We start from the raw sequence: 17,538 nt of genomic DNA, 5'->3' as shown, positions 1-17,538 counted from the left end.
CCGTCCACTCCTCATCCCGGTGCGTCTCATCGGGTGGACGCGCCTCCGGGGCGCGGACCGGGACCCGATACGCTCCGCTCGTGGCCGAGATCCAGATTCCCGCTGACATCAAGCCCGCCGACGGACGCTTCGGCGCGGGCCCCTCCAAGGTGCGGACCGAGGCGCTGGACGCCCTGGCCGCCACCGGTACCTCACTGCTCGGAACCTCGCACCGCCAGGCCCCGGTCAAGAACCTGGTCGGCTCGGTGCGCCAGGGGCTCCGGGACCTCTTCTCCCTCCCCGAGGGCTACGAGGTGATCCTGGGCAACGGCGGCTCCACCGCCTTCTGGGACATCGCGACCCACGGGCTGATCGAGCAGAAGTCCCAGCACCTCACCTTCGGCGAGTTCTCCTCCAAGTTCGCCAAGGCCGCGAAGCTCGCGCCGTGGCTGGACGCTCCGACCGTCATCTCCTCCGAGCCGGGCACGCACCCCGAGCCGCAGGCCGAGGCGGGCGTGGACGTGTACGCGTACACGCACAACGAGACTTCGACGGGTGTGGCGGCGCCGGTCAAGCGCGTCGCGGGCGCGGACGCCGGTTCGCTCGTCCTGGTGGACGCGACCTCGGGCGCCGGCGGTCTGCCGGTGGACATCACCGAGACCGACGTCTACTACTTCGCCCCGCAGAAGTCCTTCGCCTCGGAGGGCGGCCTGTGGCTGGCCGCGTTCTCCCCGGCCGCGCTGGAGCGCGCCGCCCGCGTGCACGCGTCGGGCCGGCACGTACCGGAGTTCTTCTCGCTGCCGACGGCGATCGACAACTCGCTGAAGAACCAGACGTACAACACCCCGGCGCTGTCCACCCTCTTCCTGCTGAACGAGCAGCTGGAGTGGATGAACAGCCAGGGCGGTCTGGAGTTCACGACCGGGCGTACGGCGGCCAGCGCGCGCAACCTGTACGGCTGGGCCGAGGCGTCCAAGTACGCGAACCCGTTCGTCGTGGACGCCGACAAGCGTTCCGCCGTCATCGGCACGATCGACTTCTCGGACGACATCGACGCGGCGGCCGTCGCCAAGGTGCTGCGCGCCAACGGGATCGTGGACACCGAGCCGTACCGCAAGCTCGGCCGCAACCAGCTCCGTATCGCGATGTTCCCGGCGATCGACCCGGCGGACGTACAGGCGCTGACCACCTGCATCGACTACGTGATCGAGAAGCTCTAGCAGTTGACCGCGCAGCCCCCGGCGGCCTCGTGCCACCGGGGGCTGCGCCGTGTTCGCCCACCTGACGGGCAAGCAGTGGCTCCGTACGCGGTACCTTCAGGAGTTCTTTGAAGGCGGCACAGCGTGGAGGCAGCGGCGTGAGCGTGCGAGTGACGGCGGCCCAGAGCGGCGTGGACCCCTTCGGCACGGCCCGGCTGCGGCGGGGGGTGCTCGACGCGTGGGGCGCGGGCCCGGCCCGCTTCCGCGAGGACGCCAACGCCGAGGAGGACCTGGCGCTCGGCGGCTACCGCGACCGGCTCGTCGTCGAGCTGGCCCAGAACGCCGCCGACGCCGCCGCGCGGGCCGGGGTGCCGGGCCGGCTGCGGCTCACCCTGCACGCGGGCGAGGGCGGGCACGCGGTGCTGGCCGTCGCCAACACCGGTGCTCCGCTCGACGCGACGGGCGTGGAGTCGCTGAGCACCCTGCGCGCCTCGGCCAAGCGGGAGGCCGCGGGAGGCGGCTCCGGGGACACCGTCGGCCGCTTCGGCGTCGGCTTCGCGGCCGTCCTCGCGGTCTGCGACGAGCCCGCCGTCCTCGGCCGCCACGGCGGCGTCCGCTGGTCCCTGGCCGAGGCCCGCGAACTGGCCCGCGACGCCGCCGTCGGCAGCCCCGGCCTCGGCGACGAACTGCGCCGACGCGACGGCCACGTCCCGCTGCTGCGGCTCCCGCTGCCCGCCGAGGGCACCGCCCCCGACGGCTACGACACCGTCGTGGTCCTCCCGCTGCGCGACGCCGCCGCCGAGGACCTCGTCGAGCGGCTCCTCACCGGCATCGACGACGCCCTGCTGCTCACCCTCCCCGGGTTGCGCGAGGTCGTCGTCGAGACACCGTCGGGCAGCACGGCGGGCCCCTCCCGCACCCTGCACCGCCGGGACGAGGGCCCGTACGCGGTCATCGAGGACTCCCGGTCGGGCACCAACCGCTGGCGCACCGTCCGCCACGGCGGCCCCATCGAGAAGGCCCTGCTCGCCGACCGGCCCGTCGAGGAGCGGCTGCGGCCCTCCTGGTCGGTGTCCTGGGCCGTGCCCGTCGACACCGACGGCGCGCCGCTGCGCCCGGCCACCGCGCCCGTCGTGCACGCGCCGACCCCCACCGACGAACCGCTGGGCATCCCCGCCCTGCTCATCGCGACCCTGCCGCTGGACACCACCCGCCGGCACCCGGCCCCGGGCCCGCTGACCGACTTCCTCGTGGAGCGCGCAGCCGACGCGTACGCCGAACTCCTCGGCTCCTGGGACCCGGTGACCACCGCCCTCGTGGACCTGGTCCCCGGCCCGCTCGGCAAGGGCGAGCTGGACGGGGCCCTGCGCGCCGCCGTGCTCCGGCGGCTGCCCCGTACGGCGTTCCTCGCGCCCGCCGCCCCGCCCGAGCACGCCGAGGAGCGGGCCGCGCTGCGCCCCTTCGAGGCCGAGGTGGTGGAGGGTGCGGGCGCCGACACCGTACGGGTACTGGCCGAGGTGCTGCCGACGCTGCTCCCGGCCGGCCTGGAGCGCCGTGCCGAGCTGCGCACCCTGGGCGTGGGCCGGCTGCCGCTCGGCGACGCCATCGAGCGGATCGCGGGCATCGAGCGGACCCCCGAGTGGTGGCACCGGCTCTACGACTCCCTCGCCGGGGTCGACCCGGACCGGCTGTCCGGGCTGCCCGTGCCGCTCGCCGACGGCCGTACGACGATCGGGCCGCGCCACGTCCTGCTCCCGTACGCGGACACCCCGGCGGACCTGGCCCGGCTGGGGCTGAAGGTGGCCCACCCGGACGCCGCGCACCCGCTGCTGGAGAAGCTCGGCGCCCTCCCGGCCACCGCGCGGGCCGTCCTGACGACCCCGCAGGTGCGGGCCGCCGTGGCCGGCTCGATGGACGCGGGCGAGATCTGGGACGAGGACGCGCTGGACCCGGAGGAACTGGTCGACGTGGTCCTGGGCCTGGTCCGGGACGCCGAACTGGCCCCGGGCGACGAGCCCTGGCTGGGCGCGCTGGCCCTCCCGGACGAGGACGGGGAGCTGACTCCGGCCGGCGAACTGCTGCTGCCCGGCTCGCCGCTCGCCTCGGTGATCCGCGAGGACGAGGTCCCGTACGTGGACGCCGAGCTGGCCTCCCGCTGGGACGCCGACACCCTCACCGCCGTCGGCGTCCTCGCCACGTTCCAGCTGGTCCGCGCCACCGACGTGGTACTCGACCCGGACGAACTGGAGCCGCGCGAGGGCGACTTCGCCGAGCCGGACGACGCGGGGCTGCTGGACGCGGTCGACGTGTGGTGCGAGGACCTGCTGGACCAGCTGCCGGACACCCCGGTCCCGCCGGTGGCCACGGAACTGGTCGCCGTACGGGACCTCGACCTGGTCGACGACGACTGCTGGCCCCAGGCCCTGGCGATGCTCGCGCAGCCCCCGCTCCGCGACGCCCTCACCCAGCCCGTGCGCGTCCTGCTCCCGGACGGCACCACGCAGTCGGTGCGCCCGTACACCGCCTGGTGGCTGCGCGACCACCCGGTGCTCGACGGCCGCCGCCCGGCGGGCCTGCGCGCGGCGGGCGGCGACCCGCTGCTGGCCGGCCTCTACACCTCGGCGGACGCCACCGGCTTCGAGGACGAGCAGGTCCTGCGGGCCCTGGGCGTACGGACCACCGTGCCGGCCCTGCTGGACGAGCCGGGCGGCGCGGCCGAGCTGCTGGCCCGCCTCGCCGATCCGGAGCGCGAGGTGACGGGCCGCCAGCTGCACGGCCTGTACTCGGCCCTGGCCGATCTGGACCCCGAGCAGGTCACCCTCCCGGACGAGCTGCGCGCGGTGGTGGACGGCGAGGTCCTGGTGGTGGACGCGGCGGAGGCGCTCATCGCGGACGCCCCGGACCTGCTCCCCCTGACGGAGGGCCTGCCCCTCCTCCCGGTGGCCCCGTCCCGCGCGGCCGACCTGGCGGACCTCCTCCAGGTCCGGCGCCTCTCGGAGACGGTCCCGGCGGAGGTCACCACCCCGGGCGAGGAACACGGGGTCCCTGAGCCGGTCCGCATCCTGCTGGGCCCCGCGACCCCGTCCACGTACCTCGAGCACGAGGAACTGATCGCGGGCGGCGTCGAACTGGACTGGCGCCACACCCCCGACGGCACCCTGCACGCCTCCACCCTGGAGGGCGTCGCCGCGGGCCTGGCCTGGTCGGCCGGCCAATGGCCGCGCCGCTTCGAGGTGGCAGCCCTCCTGGAGGACCCGTCCCGTACCGCGGAACTGGCCCGGGACCGCTGGTTCGACTGATGAGCAGCCCTCAGGCGGCTAGGCCGGGAACTTGCGGTCCACCCATCTGAAGGTGAACTCGATCAGGGTCGCGGCGGCCGCGGCGACCGCTACCGCGATCCAGGGCATGGTCACGCCCTCCAGCTTGAGCTGGAAGAAGTCCTGGAGCCACGGCACGACCAGCACGATCAGGAAGGCGCCGGCCATCGTGCCGACCAGGCCGACGCGCCACCACGTGTACGGGCGGGCGATGATCGCCAGGACCCACATCGAGGTGAGGAAGAGGGCGAGGGTGGCCGCGCTGGTCTCGGACTTCAGGGAGTCGGGGCCCGTGTAGTGGGCGCGGGCGATCAGGTACGTCACGAAGGTGGCCGTCGCCGCGATCACGCCGCCCGGGATGGCGTACCGCATCACCCGTTTCACGAAGTGCGGCCTCGCGCGTTCCTTGTTCGGCGCGAGGGCCAGGAAGAAGGCCGGGATGCCGATGGTGAGGGTGGACAGCAGGGTCAGGTGGCGGGGCAGGAACGGGTACTCGACCTGGGAGCAGACCACCAGGATCGCGAGCAGGACCGAGTAGACCGTCTTCGTGAGGAAGAGCGTCGCCACCCGGGTGATGTTGCCGATGACCCGGCGGCCCTCGGCGACCACCGAGGGGAGGGTCGAGAAGCTGTTGTTGAGGAGGACGATCTGGGCCACGGCCCGGGTGGCCTCGGAGCCGGAGCCCATGGAGACGCCGATGTCGGCGTCCTTGAGGGCCAGGACGTCGTTGACTCCGTCGCCCGTCATGGCGACCGTGTGGCCCTTGGACTGGAGGGCCCCGACCATGTCGCGCTTCTGCTGCGGGGTGACGCGTCCGAAGACGGAGTGGGCGTCGAGGGCCTGGGCCATCCCGGACTGCTCGGTGGGGAGCTTGCGGGCGTCGATGGTGTTCTCGGCGCCCGGCAGGCCCAGCTTGCCGGCGACCGCGCCGACCGAGACGGCGTTGTCGCCGGAGATGACCTTCGCCTTGACGTCCTGGTCCTCGAAGTAGCGCAGCGTGTCGGCGGCGTCGGGGCGCAGCCGCTGCTCGAGGACGACGAGGGCGGTCGGCCGGACCCCGGTGGCCACGGCCTCGTCGTCGAGTTCGCGGGCGGAGCGGGCCAGCAGCAGGACGCGCAGGCCCTGTTCGTTGAGGCCGCTGATCTCGTCGAGGGCGGGGTCCCCGGTGGGCAGCAGGACGTCGGGGGCGCCCAGCAGCCAGGTGTTGTTCTCGCCGTCGCCCTCGCTGAAGCTGGCGCCGCTGTACTTGCGGGCGGAGGAGAAGGGGAGGGACTCGGTGCAGCGCCACTCCGCGCTGTCGGGGTAGGCGTCGATGATCGCCTGGAGGCTGGCGTTGGGGCGCGGGTCGGACTCGCCGAGGGCGCCGAGCACCTTCTTGACGTACGAGGGGTCCGCGCCGCCGAGCGGGCGGAGCTCGGTGACGTCCATGCCGCCCTCGGTGAGGGTGCCGGTCTTGTCGAGGCAGACCACGTCGACGCGGGCGAGGCCCTCGATGGCGGGCAGTTCCTGGACCAGGCACTGCTTGCGGCCGAGCCGGATGACGCCGATCGCGAAGGCCACCGAGGTGAGCAGGACGAGGCCCTCGGGGATCATCGGGACGATGCCGCCGACGGTGCGGGCGATGGAGTCCTTGAGGTTGGAGTCCTTGACGATCAGCTGGCTGATGATGAGGCCGATCGAGGTCGGGATCATCATCCAGGTGACGTACTTGAGGATGGTGGAGATGCCGGAGCGCAGCTCGGAGTGGACGAGGGTGAAGCGGGAGGCCTCTTCGGCCAGCTGGGCGGCGTAGGCCTCGCGGCCGACCTTGGTGGCGGTGAAGGCGCCGCCGCCGGCGACGACGAAGGAGCCGGACATGACCTGGTCGCCGGGTTTCTTCAGGACGGGGTCGGCCTCGCCGGTGAGGAGGGACTCGTCGATCTCCAGCCCGTCGGCCTCGCCGACGGCTCCGTCGACGACGACCTTGTCGCCGGGGCCGAGTTCGATGACGTCGCCCAGGACGATCTCGGAGGTGGAGATCTCCGCGGTCCTGCCGTCGCGGCGGACGCTGGGTTTGGCCTCGCCGATGACGGCGAGGCCGTCGAGGGTCTTCTTGGCGCGCAGTTCCTGGATGATGCCGATGCCGGTGTTCGCGATGATCACGAAGCCGAAGAGGCTGTCCTGGATCGGCGCGACGAAGAGCATGACCACCCAGAGCACGCCGATGATCGCGTTGAAGCGGGTGAAGACGTTGGCGCGGATGATGTCGGCGGTGGAGCGGCTGCTGCGGACGGGGACGTCGTTGACGTCGCCGCGCGCCACGCGCTCGGCGACCTCGGCGGTGGTCAGGCCGCCGGGCTTGAACCGGGGCGCGGGCGGTTGCACCGGGTGTACGGGGTCCAGCTCGGCCCCCGCGTCGATGGCGGCGCCGGCCCGCTCCGGACCGTCCTGATCGATCTTCGCCCGCTGCGTCATGCTTTCGACGGTACGGGCGGTTCGAACGCTTCACCCGCCGAGAAGTCCGAAGATCCGACTTCGGGATGACCCCAATCCTCCCCTGGTCCCCCTCGGTCGCCCTTGCCGCTCCGCCGGAGGGGGGTTTCCGCTGACGGCAGGTGTCAGTGGACACCTCCTACCGTCCAGGCCATGGACCTCATCGTCGAACTGCGGCAGTACACCCTGCACCCCGGCGCCCGGGACACGCTGATCGAGCTCTTCGAGCGGGAGCTGGTCGCCGGACAGGAGGCGGCCGGTATCACCCTCGGCGGCCGGTTCCGGGACCTGGACGATCCGGACCGCTTCGTCTGGCTGCGCAGCTTCCCCGACATGGCGGCGCGCGAGCGGGCGCTCCACGCCTTCTACGGCGGCCCCGTCTGGCGGGCCCACCGCGAGGCGGCCAACGCGACCATGCTGGACTCGGACGACGTGCTGCTGCTGCGCGGGCCGGGCTTCGCCGCCCCCGACGCCGGGGGGCCGGTCGTCGCGACCGTCTGCCACCCGCTGGATCCGGAGGCCTTCGCCGGCCACTTCGAGCGGCGGCTCCGGCCGGCGCTCACCGCCGCCGGATCCGCACCGCTGGCCGTGCACCGCACCGAGCACGCGGAGAACACCTTCCCGGCGCTGCCGGTCCGTACGGGTGAGGACGTCCTCGTGTGGTTCACGGCCGGAGGGGCCGGGCCCGTGTCGGACCTCTCTGACCTGCCGGACCTGTCGGACCACGTGCGGTGCGCTCCGCAGCGGCTCCGCCTGGAGCCCGTGCGGCGGGGAGCCTAGGACTGCGGGGAGGGGTCCGCCCCGGCGGCGCGTTCCGCGGCGTGGCGCTTGAGGGCGGCGTCGCGGCCGCGGACGTACCAGATGCCGATCAGGCCGAGGAAGCCGCCGGCCGCGCAGGTCCAGACCCACCACAGCAGGCCGCGGTCGGAGAACCAGCCGTAGAAGGGGAGCTGGACGACGAAGAGGACGAACCAGAGGATCGTGCCGCCGGTGATGGTGGCGACGACCGGACCCTCAAGGGGCTCGGGCGCCTCGTGCTGCGGAGTCCATTTCGCCATGCGGCAAGTCTAGTGCTGTGGCCGGAAAGGTTTGCCGGGTCGCGGTGTCCGGTGCGGTGCATCGCAAGGCTTTCCGGTCACAGCACTAGGCTGGCCGATCCGTGGTCTACGCGCGGAGATGGACGCTCCTTCGTTCATGTGTTCATACTGAAACGGTTTGGGCGCGGCCCATTTTCTTCGTATGAACCACCCAATGAGGACCGTATGAGCACCCCTGCCCCGGCCCCCGCCCCCGCGGCCAGCGCCCCGGAACCCGGCCCTCGGGAGACCTCGGTCCTCGACCGCCACTTCCGGATCTCCGAGCGCGGCTCGACCATCGCCCGCGAGGTCCGCGGCGGCTTCGCGACCTTCTTCGCGATGGCCTACATCATCGTGCTGAACCCGATCATCCTGGGCAGCGCGAAGGACATGTACGGGCACCAGCTCGACGGCGGCCAGCTCGTCACCGCCACCGTCCTGACGGCCGCGTTCTCCACCCTGCTCATGGGTGTCATCGGCAACGTCCCGATCGCGCTGGCCGCGGGCCTCGGCGTGAACACCGTCGTCGCCCTCCAGCTCGCCCCGCGGATGAGCTGGGCCGACGCCATGGGCATGGTGGTCCTGGCCGGCTTCGTCGTGATGCTGCTGGTCGCGACCGGCCTGCGCGAGCGGGTCATGAACGCCGTCCCGACGGGCCTGCGCAAGGGCATCGCCATCGGCATCGGCCTGTTCATCATGCTGATCGGCCTGGTCGACTCGGGCTTCGTCACCCGCATCCCCGACGCCGCGCACACCACCGTCCCGCTCCAGCTCGGCGCGGGCGGCCACCTCGTCGGCTGGCCCGTACTGATCTTCGTCGTCGGCGTGCTGCTCACCCTCGCCCTGCTGATCCGCAAGACGCCGGGCGCGATCCTGATCTCCATCGTGGTGATGACCGTCGTCGCGGTCGGCGTCCAGCTCGCCGCCGAGCTCCCGAACGAGGCCTGGGGCCTGACCGTGCCCGCGTGGCCGGGCAACCCGGTGGCCGCGCCGGACTTCGGGCTCGTCGGCCAGGTCAGCCTGTTCGGCGGCTTCGAGAAGGTCGGGCTGCTGACGGGCGTCCTGTTCGTCTTCACCGTGCTGCTGTCCTGCTTCTTCGACGCCATGGGCACGATCCTGGGCGTCGGCGACGAGGCGAAGCTGATCGACAAGGAGACCGGCGAGTTCCCCGGCATCAACCGGGTCCTGCTGATCGACGGCCTGGCCGTCGCCTCGGGCGGAGCCACCTCGTCCTCGGCCACCACCTGCTTCGTGGAGTCCACGGCCGGGGTCGGCGAGGGCGCCCGTACCGGTCTGGCGAACGTCGTGACCGGCGGCCTGTTCACCGTGGCGCTGTTCCTGACCCCGCTCGCCACCATGGTCCCGTCCCAGGCGGCCACCCCCGCCCTGGTGGCGGTCGGCTTCCTGATCCTGGCGGGCTCGGTCAAGGACATCGACTGGAGCGACTTCACCGTCGCCGTGCCGGCCTTCCTGGCCATGGTGATGATGCCCTTCACGTACTCGATCACCAACGGCATCGGCATCGGCTTCGTCAGCTTCTGCGCGCTGCGCGCCGCGACCGGCCGGGGCCGTGAGGTCCCGGTGGCCATGTACGTCGTCTCGGCGGTGTTCGTCTTCTACTACGCGATGCCGGCCCTCGGCCTCACGTAAGGGCTACGTCAGCCCGTAGAACTTCTCTGTCTCGTCGACGGCCGCCTTGAAGCGCTCGTCGAAGTCATCGCGAATGAGCGTCCGGACCACATAGTCCTGGACGCTCATTCCGCGTTTGGCGGCATGAGTCCGGAGCCTGTCGAGGAGCTCCCCGTCTATGCGCATGCTGAGCACATGTGTCCCCATGCCGAAAGAGTCGGGGCAGAGGGTAGGGACGCGTGTCACTTTCCGCTGCCGACTCACCCGTACGAGTGACGGCCGGTAATGGTGTTCCTTAGCTAGAGTAATGAGTTATTCTAAAGAGATGCGTGACCTTACCCATGGCGACGATGCATCCGCCGTGAACGACCTCCGCTCCGCCGTCATGCGGCTGGGCCGGCGCCTGAAGCACCAGCGCGTCGACGAATCGCTGAGCCCGACCGAGATGTCGGTCCTCGGCACCCTCGCCCGCTGCGGCCAGGCCACACCTGGCGAGCTGGCCCGGCGGGAACACGTCCAGCCGCCGTCGATGACGCGCATCGTCGCGTTGCTGGAGGCCAAAGGACTGGTCACGCTGGAACCACACCCCGACGACCGCCGCCAGAAGGTGGTCCGCCAGACGGAGGAGGCCGAAGCGATGCTCGAAGAGAGCCGCCGCAAGCGCAACGCCTTCCTGGCCGGGCTCGTGGACGAGCTGACCGAGGACGAATGGGCCAAGCTGCGCGAGGCCGCACCCGTCCTGGAGAAGCTCGCGCACCTATAGGAACGACGCCAGGAGGCGAACGCTTTTGAGTACGGGAAACGGAGCAGACTCCGCACCCGGCCACATATCCACCCCCGACACAACCCCCGCGGGCAAGAACCCGGGGTCACCTCCCGGCGGTAGCCGGGGCACGTTCAGCTCGCTGAAGATCCGGAACTACCGGCTCTTCGCGACCGGCCAGGTCGTATCGAACACGGGCACCTGGATGCAGCGCATCGCCCAGGACTGGCTGGTCCTCTCCCTGACCGGTTCGGCTTCCGCCGTCGGCATCACCATCGCCCTGCAGTTCCTGCCGATGCTGGTGTTCGGGCTCTACGGAGGCGTACTCGCCGACCGGCTGCCCAAAAGGCCGCTGCTGCTCGCCACCCAGAGCGCGATGGGCCTGACCGGCGTCGCGCTGGCCGTGCTCACCCTCGCGGGACACGTCCAGGTCTGGCACGTCTACCTCGCCGCGTTCCTGCTCGGCCTGGTCACCGTCGTCGACAACCCGGCCCGGCAGACCTTCGTCACCGAGATGGTCGGCAAGGACCAGGTCGCCAATGCCGTCAGCCTGAATTCGGCCAACTTCCAGTCCGCGCGGCTGGTCGGCCCGGCGATCGCCGGTGTGCTGATCACCGCATTCGGCTCCGGCTGGGCCTTCCTGCTGAACGGACTGTCCTTCGCCGCGCCCATCGCCGGCCTGCTGATGATGCGGACGCACGAACTGCACCCGGTCGCGCCCCGGCCCCGCGCCAAGGGGCAGCTCCGCGAAGGCCTGCGCTACGTCGCCGGCCGGCCGGAGCTGGTCTGGCCGATCGTCCTCGTCGGCTTCATCGGCACCTTCGGGTTCAACTTCCCGATCTGGCTGTCGGCGTACGTGAGCGACGTGTTCCACGGGGACGCGGGCACCTACGGGCTCTTCAACACCCTGATCGCGGCCGGCTCCCTCGCGGGCGCGCTGCTCGCCGCCCGGCGCGGACACTCCCGCCTGCGGCTGCTGGTGGCCGCTGCCGTGCTGTTCTCGGTGCTGCTGGTCGTGACCGCCTTCGCGCCGGGCTTCTGGCTGTTCGCGGCGCTGCTCGTGCCGATCGGCGTCTTCGGCCTGACGGTCAACGTGACGGCGAACTCCAGCGTGCAGATGGCGACCGACCCCGAGATGCGGGGGCGGGTCATGGCCCTGTACATGATGGTCTTCACCGGCGGCACGCCGCTGGGCGCTCCGCTGCTGGGCTGGATCACGGACACGTACGGCGCGCGGATCGGCATGGCCGCCGGCGGTGTGCTCTCGCTGCTCGCCTCTGTTTCGATCGCGATCGTCCTTGCGCGGGTGGGCAACCTGCGGCTGCGGGTGGACCGGCGTGGCGTGACGTTCGTTCCGGCCGTGCGCGAACGGGAGCTGGTGTCCGCCGCCTGACCCTGCGGGTCCGCTTCCTTGATTTGGCTGATGCCGTCCGCCACGTGCGGCGGTAGGCGCAAACGCAGCTCGGCCAAATCCAGCCCCGCCGGCGTTTGAGGCGCGGGGGTTCGGGGGCGGAGCCCCTGACAACGGCTCCGCGCACGGGCGGCCCCGCTAGGCTCGGCCGCATGAGACTGTTCGCAGCCCTGCTGCCCCCGGACGCGGCCTTGGCCGAGCTGGCCGCGGCCGTACGGCCGTTGCGGGACGACCGGTTGACCTGGACCGGCGAGCCGGGCTGGCACTTCACGCTCGCCTTCATGGGCGAGGTCCGGGACGAGCTGCTCCCCGAGCTGCACGCCCGCCTCGCCCGCGCAGCGACCCGCACCGCACCCTTCGCGCTGCGCCTGCACGGCGCCGGCCACTTCGGCGAACGCGCGCTGTGGATCGGCGCCGCCGGGGACCTCGACGCGGTGCGGCTGCTCGCGGAACGGGCCGACGCCGCCGCCCGGCGGGCCGGGGTGCCCATGGAGCAGCACCGCCGCTACACCCCGCACCTCACCCTGGGCCGGTCCCGCGAAGGCACCCCACTGCGGCCCTACCTCGACGCCCTCGCGGACTTCGAGGGCACCCCCTGGCAGGCCGACACCCTGTCCCTGGTCCGCAGCAACCTGCCCGTCAGCGGGATCCCCGGCGAGCAGCCCCGCTACGAGACCGTCGGAGCCTGGCCGCTGAAGGGCTGAGCTGACGGGCTGAGGCGGGTGTTCGGTCCGGGTTCAACCGCTGGACCCCCGCTCGGAACGCTCCCGTGGAGGACCGGGGGAAACGTCGCTCCCGGGCGGCCGGTAACCGCCTCCGACCACCTGCCGAGGAGCCCCCGTGCCGCTGACCGCGTCCGCCGCCGCCCCCGCCGCCCCTGCCGCCACCGCCCCTTCGAAGCCCTCCCGCACGGCCACCCGGCGCCGGCTGCTCATGTGCCGCCCGAGGCACTACGACGTCACGTACTCGATCAACCCGTGGATGAACCCGCAGAAGAGCACCGACACCGCCCTGGCCGTCCTCCAGTGGGAGCGGCTGCGCGACCTCTACCGGGAGCTCGGCCACCTCGTCGAGGAGATCGACCCGATCGACGGGCTCCCCGACATGGTGTTCGCCGCGAACGGCGCCACCGTGGTCGACGGCAAGGTCTACGGCGCCCGGTTCCGGCACGCGCAGCGCACCGCCGAGGGGCCCGCGTACCTCAAGTGGTTCGAGAGCCGCGGCTGCCGCGAGCTGCTGTGGCCGGAGTACATCAACGAGGGCGAGGGCGACATCCTCACCGTCGGCCGCCGCCTGCTGGCCGGCACCGGCTTCCGCACCGACCCGCGCTCGCACGCCGAGGCGCAGGAGTTCTTCGGCCTGCCGGTGACCGGCCTGACCCTCGTCGACCCGGAGTTCTACCACCTGGACACGGCGCTCGCCGTGCTCTCGGACGAGGAGGTCATGTACTACCCGGCCGCCTTCTCCGAGGGGAGCCGGGCCGTGCTGCGCACCCTTTTCCCCGGGGCGATCCTCGCCACCGCCGAGGACGCCGCGGCCTTCGGGCTCAACGCCTTCTCCGACGGCCGCCACGTGCTGCTGCCGGAGGCGGCCGCCGGCCTGAAGGCCCAGCTCAGCGCGCGCGGCTTCGAGCCGATCGGGGTCGACCTGTCCGAGCTCCTCAAGGCGGGCGGCAGCGTCAAGTGCTGCACCCTGGAGCTGCGCGGGATCTGAACCGCGTTAGGCTCGACGGGTGGATCCCAAGACCAGAAACCGTGTCATGGCCGGTGTGCTCGTACTGATGTTCGTCGTCGTCGCCGTCGCGGCCGCCGTGGGGCAGTAGGCGGCGGCAAGCGCGCCCTTGCCTCGAGCGGACTCCAAGCAGTTGGCTTGGGGCCCATGAAGTACACGCAGCTCGGACGCACCGGACTCAAGGTCAGCCGACTCGTTCTCGGCACGATGAACTTCGGTCCGCAGACAGACGAACCCACCAGTCACCGCATCCTGGACGCCGCCCTCGCCGCCGGCCTGAACTTCGTCGACACAGCCAACGTCTACGGCTGGGGCGACAACAAGGGCCGCACCGAGGAGATCATCGGCACCTGGTTCGCCCAGGGCGGCGGCCGCCGGGACAAGACCGTCCTCGCCACCAAGGTCTACGCGAACATGGCCGGCGACGGCGACGCCCCCTGGCCCAACCACGACCGGCTGTCGGCGCTGAACATCCGGCGGGCCGTCGAGGCGAGCCTGAAGCGGCTCCAGACGGACTACATCGACCTGTACCAGTTCCACCACATCGACCGCCGGACCCCCTTCGAGGAGATCTGGCAGGCCGTCGACGTACTGATCCAGCAGGGCAAGATCCTGTACGCGGGGTCGTCGAACTTCCCCGGCTACAAGATCGCCCAGGCGAACGAGGCGGCCGCCCGGCGCGGCATGGTCGGACTGGTCAGCGAGCAGTGCCTCTACAACCTCGCCGAGCGGCGCGCCGAGATGGAGGTCATCCCTGCCGCCCAGGAGTACGGGCTCGGGGTCATCCCGTGGTCCCCGCTGCACGGCGGCCTGCTGGGCGGGGTCATCCGGAAGGAGGTCGAGGGCGGCCGCCGGGCCTCCGGGCGGTCGGCGGAGGCGCTGGCCGACACCGCGGTACGGGCGCAGGTGCAGGCGTACGAGGACCTCCTCGGCAAGCACGGCCTGGAACCCGGCGAGACGGCGCTGGCCTGGCTGCTGACCCGGCCCGGGGTCACCGGTCCGATCGTCGGCCCGCGCACGGCCGAGCAGTTGGACAGCGCGCTGCGGGCGCTCGAGCTGGAGCTGAGCGAGGAGGTGCTGGCCGCCCTGGACGAGGTCTTCCCGGGGCCCGGCCCGTCCCCGGAGGCCTTCGCCTGGTAGCTCCCGCTACGGCTGCCGGTAGGGGCCGCCGATGCCCCAGGCCTGGTGCAGGACCGCCGCGAACTCGCCCGCCAGGCGGTGTTCGCCCGAGGCGTTGGGGTGGGTCCCGTCGTAGGTGTCGCGGTGGATGTCGTACGCGTCCGGGCGGGCGCCCAGCAGGATCGGTGAGGCGGCGGTGGTCAGATCGGCCACCGCCTTCGCCAGGAGCTCGTTGAAACGGGCCACTTCGGCGGCGAAGGGGGCGTCCTCCTCGGCGCGGATGTTCGGTATCACCGGCAGCAGCACCATCCGGATGCCGGGGCGGGCCTCCCGTGCGGCCGCGACGAAGCGGCGCATGTTGGCGGCGGTGTCGTCGGCGCCGGTGTAGAAGCCGAGGTCGATCAGGCCGAGGGAGACGAGCAGGACGTCGGCGCGGCCGGCGCGGGCCGCGGGGCCTATCAGGGGGGCCATGTGCTGCCAGCCCTCGCCCCAGCCGGCCAGATGGCGGCGGGCGTCCGGCGGGAAGTCCGGGTCGGCGTAGGCGTGGCTGGTGGCCGCGTCGGCGGCGGTGTCGTACAGCTCGGTGCGCGGGCCGACGATCTCGTACGGCCCGCCGGGGGTGGAGCCAAGGTGCTGCCACATCCGGTAGCGCCAGGTCCAGTCGCCGGCGCGTCCGATGGTCATGGAGTCGCCGACGAACATGAAACGCATCCGGTCATCATCGCGGATCACCCGACCCGAGCCCCTGTGATGCCCGACACGCCGAGGCGGGCTGGCAGGCTGGGGGCATGCGCCTGCTGCCGTTGTCGTCCGCCTCCGCCGCCCTGGTCCTCGCCCTGCTGCCGTCGTCGGCGCCAGCGGCCGAGGCTCCCGGCGTGTCCTCGTTCACCATCACCGACCCGCGGATCATGGAGTCGAGCGGGCTGGCGGCCAGCCGGATCCACCCGGGCGTGTACTGGACGCACAACGACAGCAACGACGGCCCGTACGTCTACGCGGTGGACTCGGCGACCGGCAAGACGGTGGCGCGGGTCACGCTGTCGGGCGTCGGGCGGCCGCGGGACGTCGAGGCGATCTCGCTGGGGCCGGACGGGCAGCTGTACGTCGGCGACATCGGGGACAACAAGGACGGCTCCTGGCAGCACGTCTGGATCTACCGGTTCCCCGAGCCGAAGCAGCTGGGCGATGTCACGGTCAGGGCCGCCCAGTTCACGGTGCGGTACGCGGACGGGCCGCGGAACGCGGAGGCGCTGATGGTGCATCCGGTGACGGGGCGGGTGTACATCGCGAGCAAGCACGAGAGCGCGGGCGGGCTGTACGAGGGCCCGGAGCGGCTGTCGGAGGGCGGGGCGAACGTGTTCCGGCGGGTCGCGGACGTGCCGTGGGTGACGGACGGGGCGTTCTCCCCCGACGGGAGCCGGCTGGCCCTGCGGGGGTACTTCACGGCCCGTACGTACCCGTGGAAGGACGCGCGGCCGCAGGGCGAGGGCGAGCGGGTGGACGCGCCGTGGCAGGGGCAGGCGGAGTCGGTGACGTACGCGGCGGACGGCTCGGCGCTGATGTTCGGCGCGGAGGGCGAGGCCAGCCGCGTCGTCGCGGTCCCGCTGGCCGGCGCGTCCGGAGCCCCGTCGGCGTCCCCGCAGCCGGGCTCTCCGTCGGACGCGGCCACCGCTCCGGAGCCGCCGGGCGGTTTCGGCAAGGGAGCCGTGGTCCTGGCGGTCGCGCTGGCCGTCCTCCTGGGCGCGAAGCGCCTCTTCCGCCGGCGGGGCTCGGCCGGGTAGCCGGCGGCTCGCTGCGGGGCTCCACGGCGTTCAGGCCCGCGCCCGGGTGCGGTGCTGCCGTGGCTCCGCCCCAGACCCCGGCAAGACGGCCGCAGGGCTACGAGTGGCCCAGGTCGGCGGCCGGGAGGTCGGACGTGGGGACGGAGCCGGTGTCGGCGGACGGGCGGAGGGTGAACTCGTCCGCGGCCATCGAGTCGAGCACCGGCGGCGCCGGCCTCAGCGGCGCCGGCATGACCGCCGCCTCCGAATGCCCGCCGCACCCGTACGAGAGCGAGACGAGCCGCCCGTCGGCCGGGCTGAACTCGTTCGCGCAGACACCGAAGGCCTGCCCCAGCGAGCCGCCGATCGCGACCAGGAACCCGCAGGAGACACAGGACGCCGGCGCCGCCTGCGCCATCGGGGTCTTCGCCCCGAACGACTCGTCCCAGCGGTCGGCCGCGCTGTGCAGCCCGTACCGCGAGAGGACCCGGGCCCGGCGCATGCCGAGTTCCTCGGCGACCGAGGTGATCGAGCCGCGGACCGGGACCACCGCGCGGTCGGTGACGTCCGCGTCCTCCGCCTCGACCAGTTCGGCCATCTCGGTGGAGACGACCGAGTTCGGCGGCGGGGCGTCCTCGCCCGACCAGCCCGGCTCGAGCCGCAGGTCCTCGGCGTCGGTGGGCAGCAGGTCGCCCGGGCCCATGTCGCCGGGGCGCAGCCGCTCGCTCCACGGCACCCACTCGGGGGCCAGCAGCGCGTCGTCGCCGGGGAGCAGCACCGTTTCGTCGAGCGTGACGTTCTTGGCGCGGGAGGCGCGGGTGACGGTGACGGCCCAGCGCCAGCCGCGGTAGCCCGGCTCCTTGGACTCGAAGAAATGCGTGACGACCCGGTCACCCTCCGCCACGGCGGAGACGTGCTCTCCCACCACACCGGGGAAAGCGGCTTCCTCGGCCGCCGCACGGGCGAGTTCTACCGCCTCGACGCACAGGCGGTCGGGGGTACGCGGGGTACGGCTTCGCGTCGTCGCAGCACTCACTGGTCTCGTTCTCTCCTACGCCGTCTCACGAGTGCGCCGTCCGTAC

At 72.5% G+C, this 17,538-nt stretch carries 15 protein-coding genes; 10 read left to right on the top strand and 5 right to left on the bottom strand.

The annotated features are described in order from the left end of the window. Nucleotides 1-80 precede the first annotated feature (80 nt). Nucleotides 81-1,199 carry a phosphoserine transaminase gene (serC, locus tag ACIPUC_RS25745; protein WP_446592481.1) on the top strand — a complete coding sequence of 373 codons (1,119 nt, stop codon included), beginning with the start codon at nucleotides 81-83 and terminating at the stop codon, nucleotides 1,197-1,199. 137 nt (nucleotides 1,200-1,336) lie between these two features. Then, the gene (locus ACIPUC_RS25740) at nucleotides 1,337-4,477 is read left to right on the top strand and encodes a sacsin N-terminal ATP-binding-like domain-containing protein (RefSeq protein ID WP_446592480.1); all 3,141 of its coding nucleotides are present in this window, start codon (nucleotides 1,337-1,339) and stop codon (nucleotides 4,475-4,477) included. 18 nt (nucleotides 4,478-4,495) lie between these two features. Here the strand turns inward: ACIPUC_RS25740 and ACIPUC_RS25735 are convergent, their stop codons facing one another. Continuing rightward, nucleotides 4,496-6,949: an HAD-IC family P-type ATPase gene (locus ACIPUC_RS25735; RefSeq protein WP_446592478.1), complete on the bottom strand. Its 2,454-nt coding sequence runs from the start codon at nucleotides 6,947-6,949 to the stop codon at nucleotides 4,496-4,498. A gap of 171 nt (nucleotides 6,950-7,120) precedes the next feature. On the opposite strand from ACIPUC_RS25735, the gene ACIPUC_RS25730 reads away from it, so the two are divergent. Continuing rightward, nucleotides 7,121-7,747 carry an NIPSNAP family protein gene (locus ACIPUC_RS25730; RefSeq protein ID WP_446592476.1) on the top strand — a complete coding sequence of 209 codons (627 nt, stop codon included), beginning with the start codon at nucleotides 7,121-7,123 and terminating at the stop codon, nucleotides 7,745-7,747. Here ACIPUC_RS25730 and ACIPUC_RS25725 read toward each other — a convergent pair. Further along, entirely contained in the window at nucleotides 7,744-8,025 is a 282-nt protein-coding gene (locus tag ACIPUC_RS25725; RefSeq protein ID WP_446592475.1) for a DUF2530 domain-containing protein, read from the bottom strand. The genes ACIPUC_RS25730 and ACIPUC_RS25725 overlap by 4 nt on opposite strands. Before the next feature lie 204 nt (nucleotides 8,026-8,229). Here ACIPUC_RS25725 and ACIPUC_RS25720 point away from each other — a divergent pair, with 204 nt between their 5' ends. After that, nucleotides 8,230-9,693 carry an NCS2 family permease gene (locus ACIPUC_RS25720; protein WP_446592474.1) on the top strand — a complete coding sequence of 488 codons (1,464 nt, stop codon included), beginning with the start codon at nucleotides 8,230-8,232 and terminating at the stop codon, nucleotides 9,691-9,693. A gap of 3 nt (nucleotides 9,694-9,696) precedes the next feature. Here the strand turns inward: ACIPUC_RS25720 and ACIPUC_RS25715 are convergent, their stop codons facing one another. Further along, entirely contained in the window at nucleotides 9,697-9,879 is a 183-nt protein-coding gene (locus ACIPUC_RS25715; protein WP_030156886.1) for a hypothetical protein, read from the bottom strand. Between the two features lie 118 nt (nucleotides 9,880-9,997). Between ACIPUC_RS25715 and ACIPUC_RS25710 the strand changes: the two genes are divergently transcribed. The 5 genes from ACIPUC_RS25710 to ACIPUC_RS25690 all read left to right on the top strand — a co-directional run bounded on the left by ACIPUC_RS25710 (nucleotide 9,998) and on the right by ACIPUC_RS25690 (nucleotide 14,717). Beyond that, nucleotides 9,998-10,435, top strand: coding sequence for a MarR family winged helix-turn-helix transcriptional regulator (locus ACIPUC_RS25710; protein WP_446592472.1), 438 nt, complete (start codon nucleotides 9,998-10,000; stop codon nucleotides 10,433-10,435). Between the two features lie 25 nt (nucleotides 10,436-10,460). After that, complete coding sequence (locus ACIPUC_RS25705) at nucleotides 10,461-11,828, top strand: MFS transporter (protein ID WP_446592471.1); 1,368 nt, start codon at nucleotides 10,461-10,463, stop codon at nucleotides 11,826-11,828. Nucleotides 11,829-11,998: 170 nt separating this feature from the next. Then, nucleotides 11,999-12,550: an RNA 2',3'-cyclic phosphodiesterase gene (thpR, locus tag ACIPUC_RS25700; RefSeq protein ID WP_446592470.1), complete on the top strand. Its 552-nt coding sequence runs from the start codon at nucleotides 11,999-12,001 to the stop codon at nucleotides 12,548-12,550. Nucleotides 12,551-12,779: 229 nt separating this feature from the next. Next, entirely contained in the window at nucleotides 12,780-13,559 is a 780-nt protein-coding gene (gene ddaH, locus ACIPUC_RS25695) for a dimethylargininase (RefSeq protein ID WP_446592666.1), read from the top strand. A gap of 165 nt (nucleotides 13,560-13,724) precedes the next feature. Beyond that, nucleotides 13,725-14,717 (top strand): aldo/keto reductase, encoded by a 993-nt coding sequence (locus ACIPUC_RS25690; RefSeq protein ID WP_446592468.1) that lies wholly within the window; start codon nucleotides 13,725-13,727, stop codon nucleotides 14,715-14,717. Nucleotides 14,718-14,723: 6 nt separating this feature from the next. Here the strand turns inward: ACIPUC_RS25690 and ACIPUC_RS25685 are convergent, their stop codons facing one another. Then, nucleotides 14,724-15,407, bottom strand: coding sequence for a GDSL-type esterase/lipase family protein (locus tag ACIPUC_RS25685; protein ID WP_446592467.1), 684 nt, complete (start codon nucleotides 15,405-15,407; stop codon nucleotides 14,724-14,726). A 77-nt stretch (nucleotides 15,408-15,484) separates the two neighbouring features. On the opposite strand from ACIPUC_RS25685, the gene ACIPUC_RS25680 reads away from it, so the two are divergent. After that, a complete protein-coding gene (locus ACIPUC_RS25680) occupies nucleotides 15,485-16,477 on the top strand; it encodes a WD40 repeat domain-containing protein (RefSeq protein WP_446592466.1) in 993 nt (330 codons plus the stop codon). Between the two features lie 97 nt (nucleotides 16,478-16,574). Here the strand turns inward: ACIPUC_RS25680 and ACIPUC_RS25675 are convergent, their stop codons facing one another. Then, on the bottom strand, nucleotides 16,575-17,492 hold the full coding sequence (locus tag ACIPUC_RS25675) for a DUF3027 domain-containing protein (protein ID WP_446592465.1): 918 nt from the start codon (nucleotides 17,490-17,492) through the stop codon (nucleotides 16,575-16,577). Nucleotides 17,493-17,538 lie beyond the last annotated feature (46 nt).

It is taken from the genome of Streptomyces sp. LARHCF249, assembly GCF_052871255.1.
The sequence above is the reverse complement of the archived record's forward strand: the minus strand, read 5'-3'. Positions and strand labels throughout refer to the sequence as shown.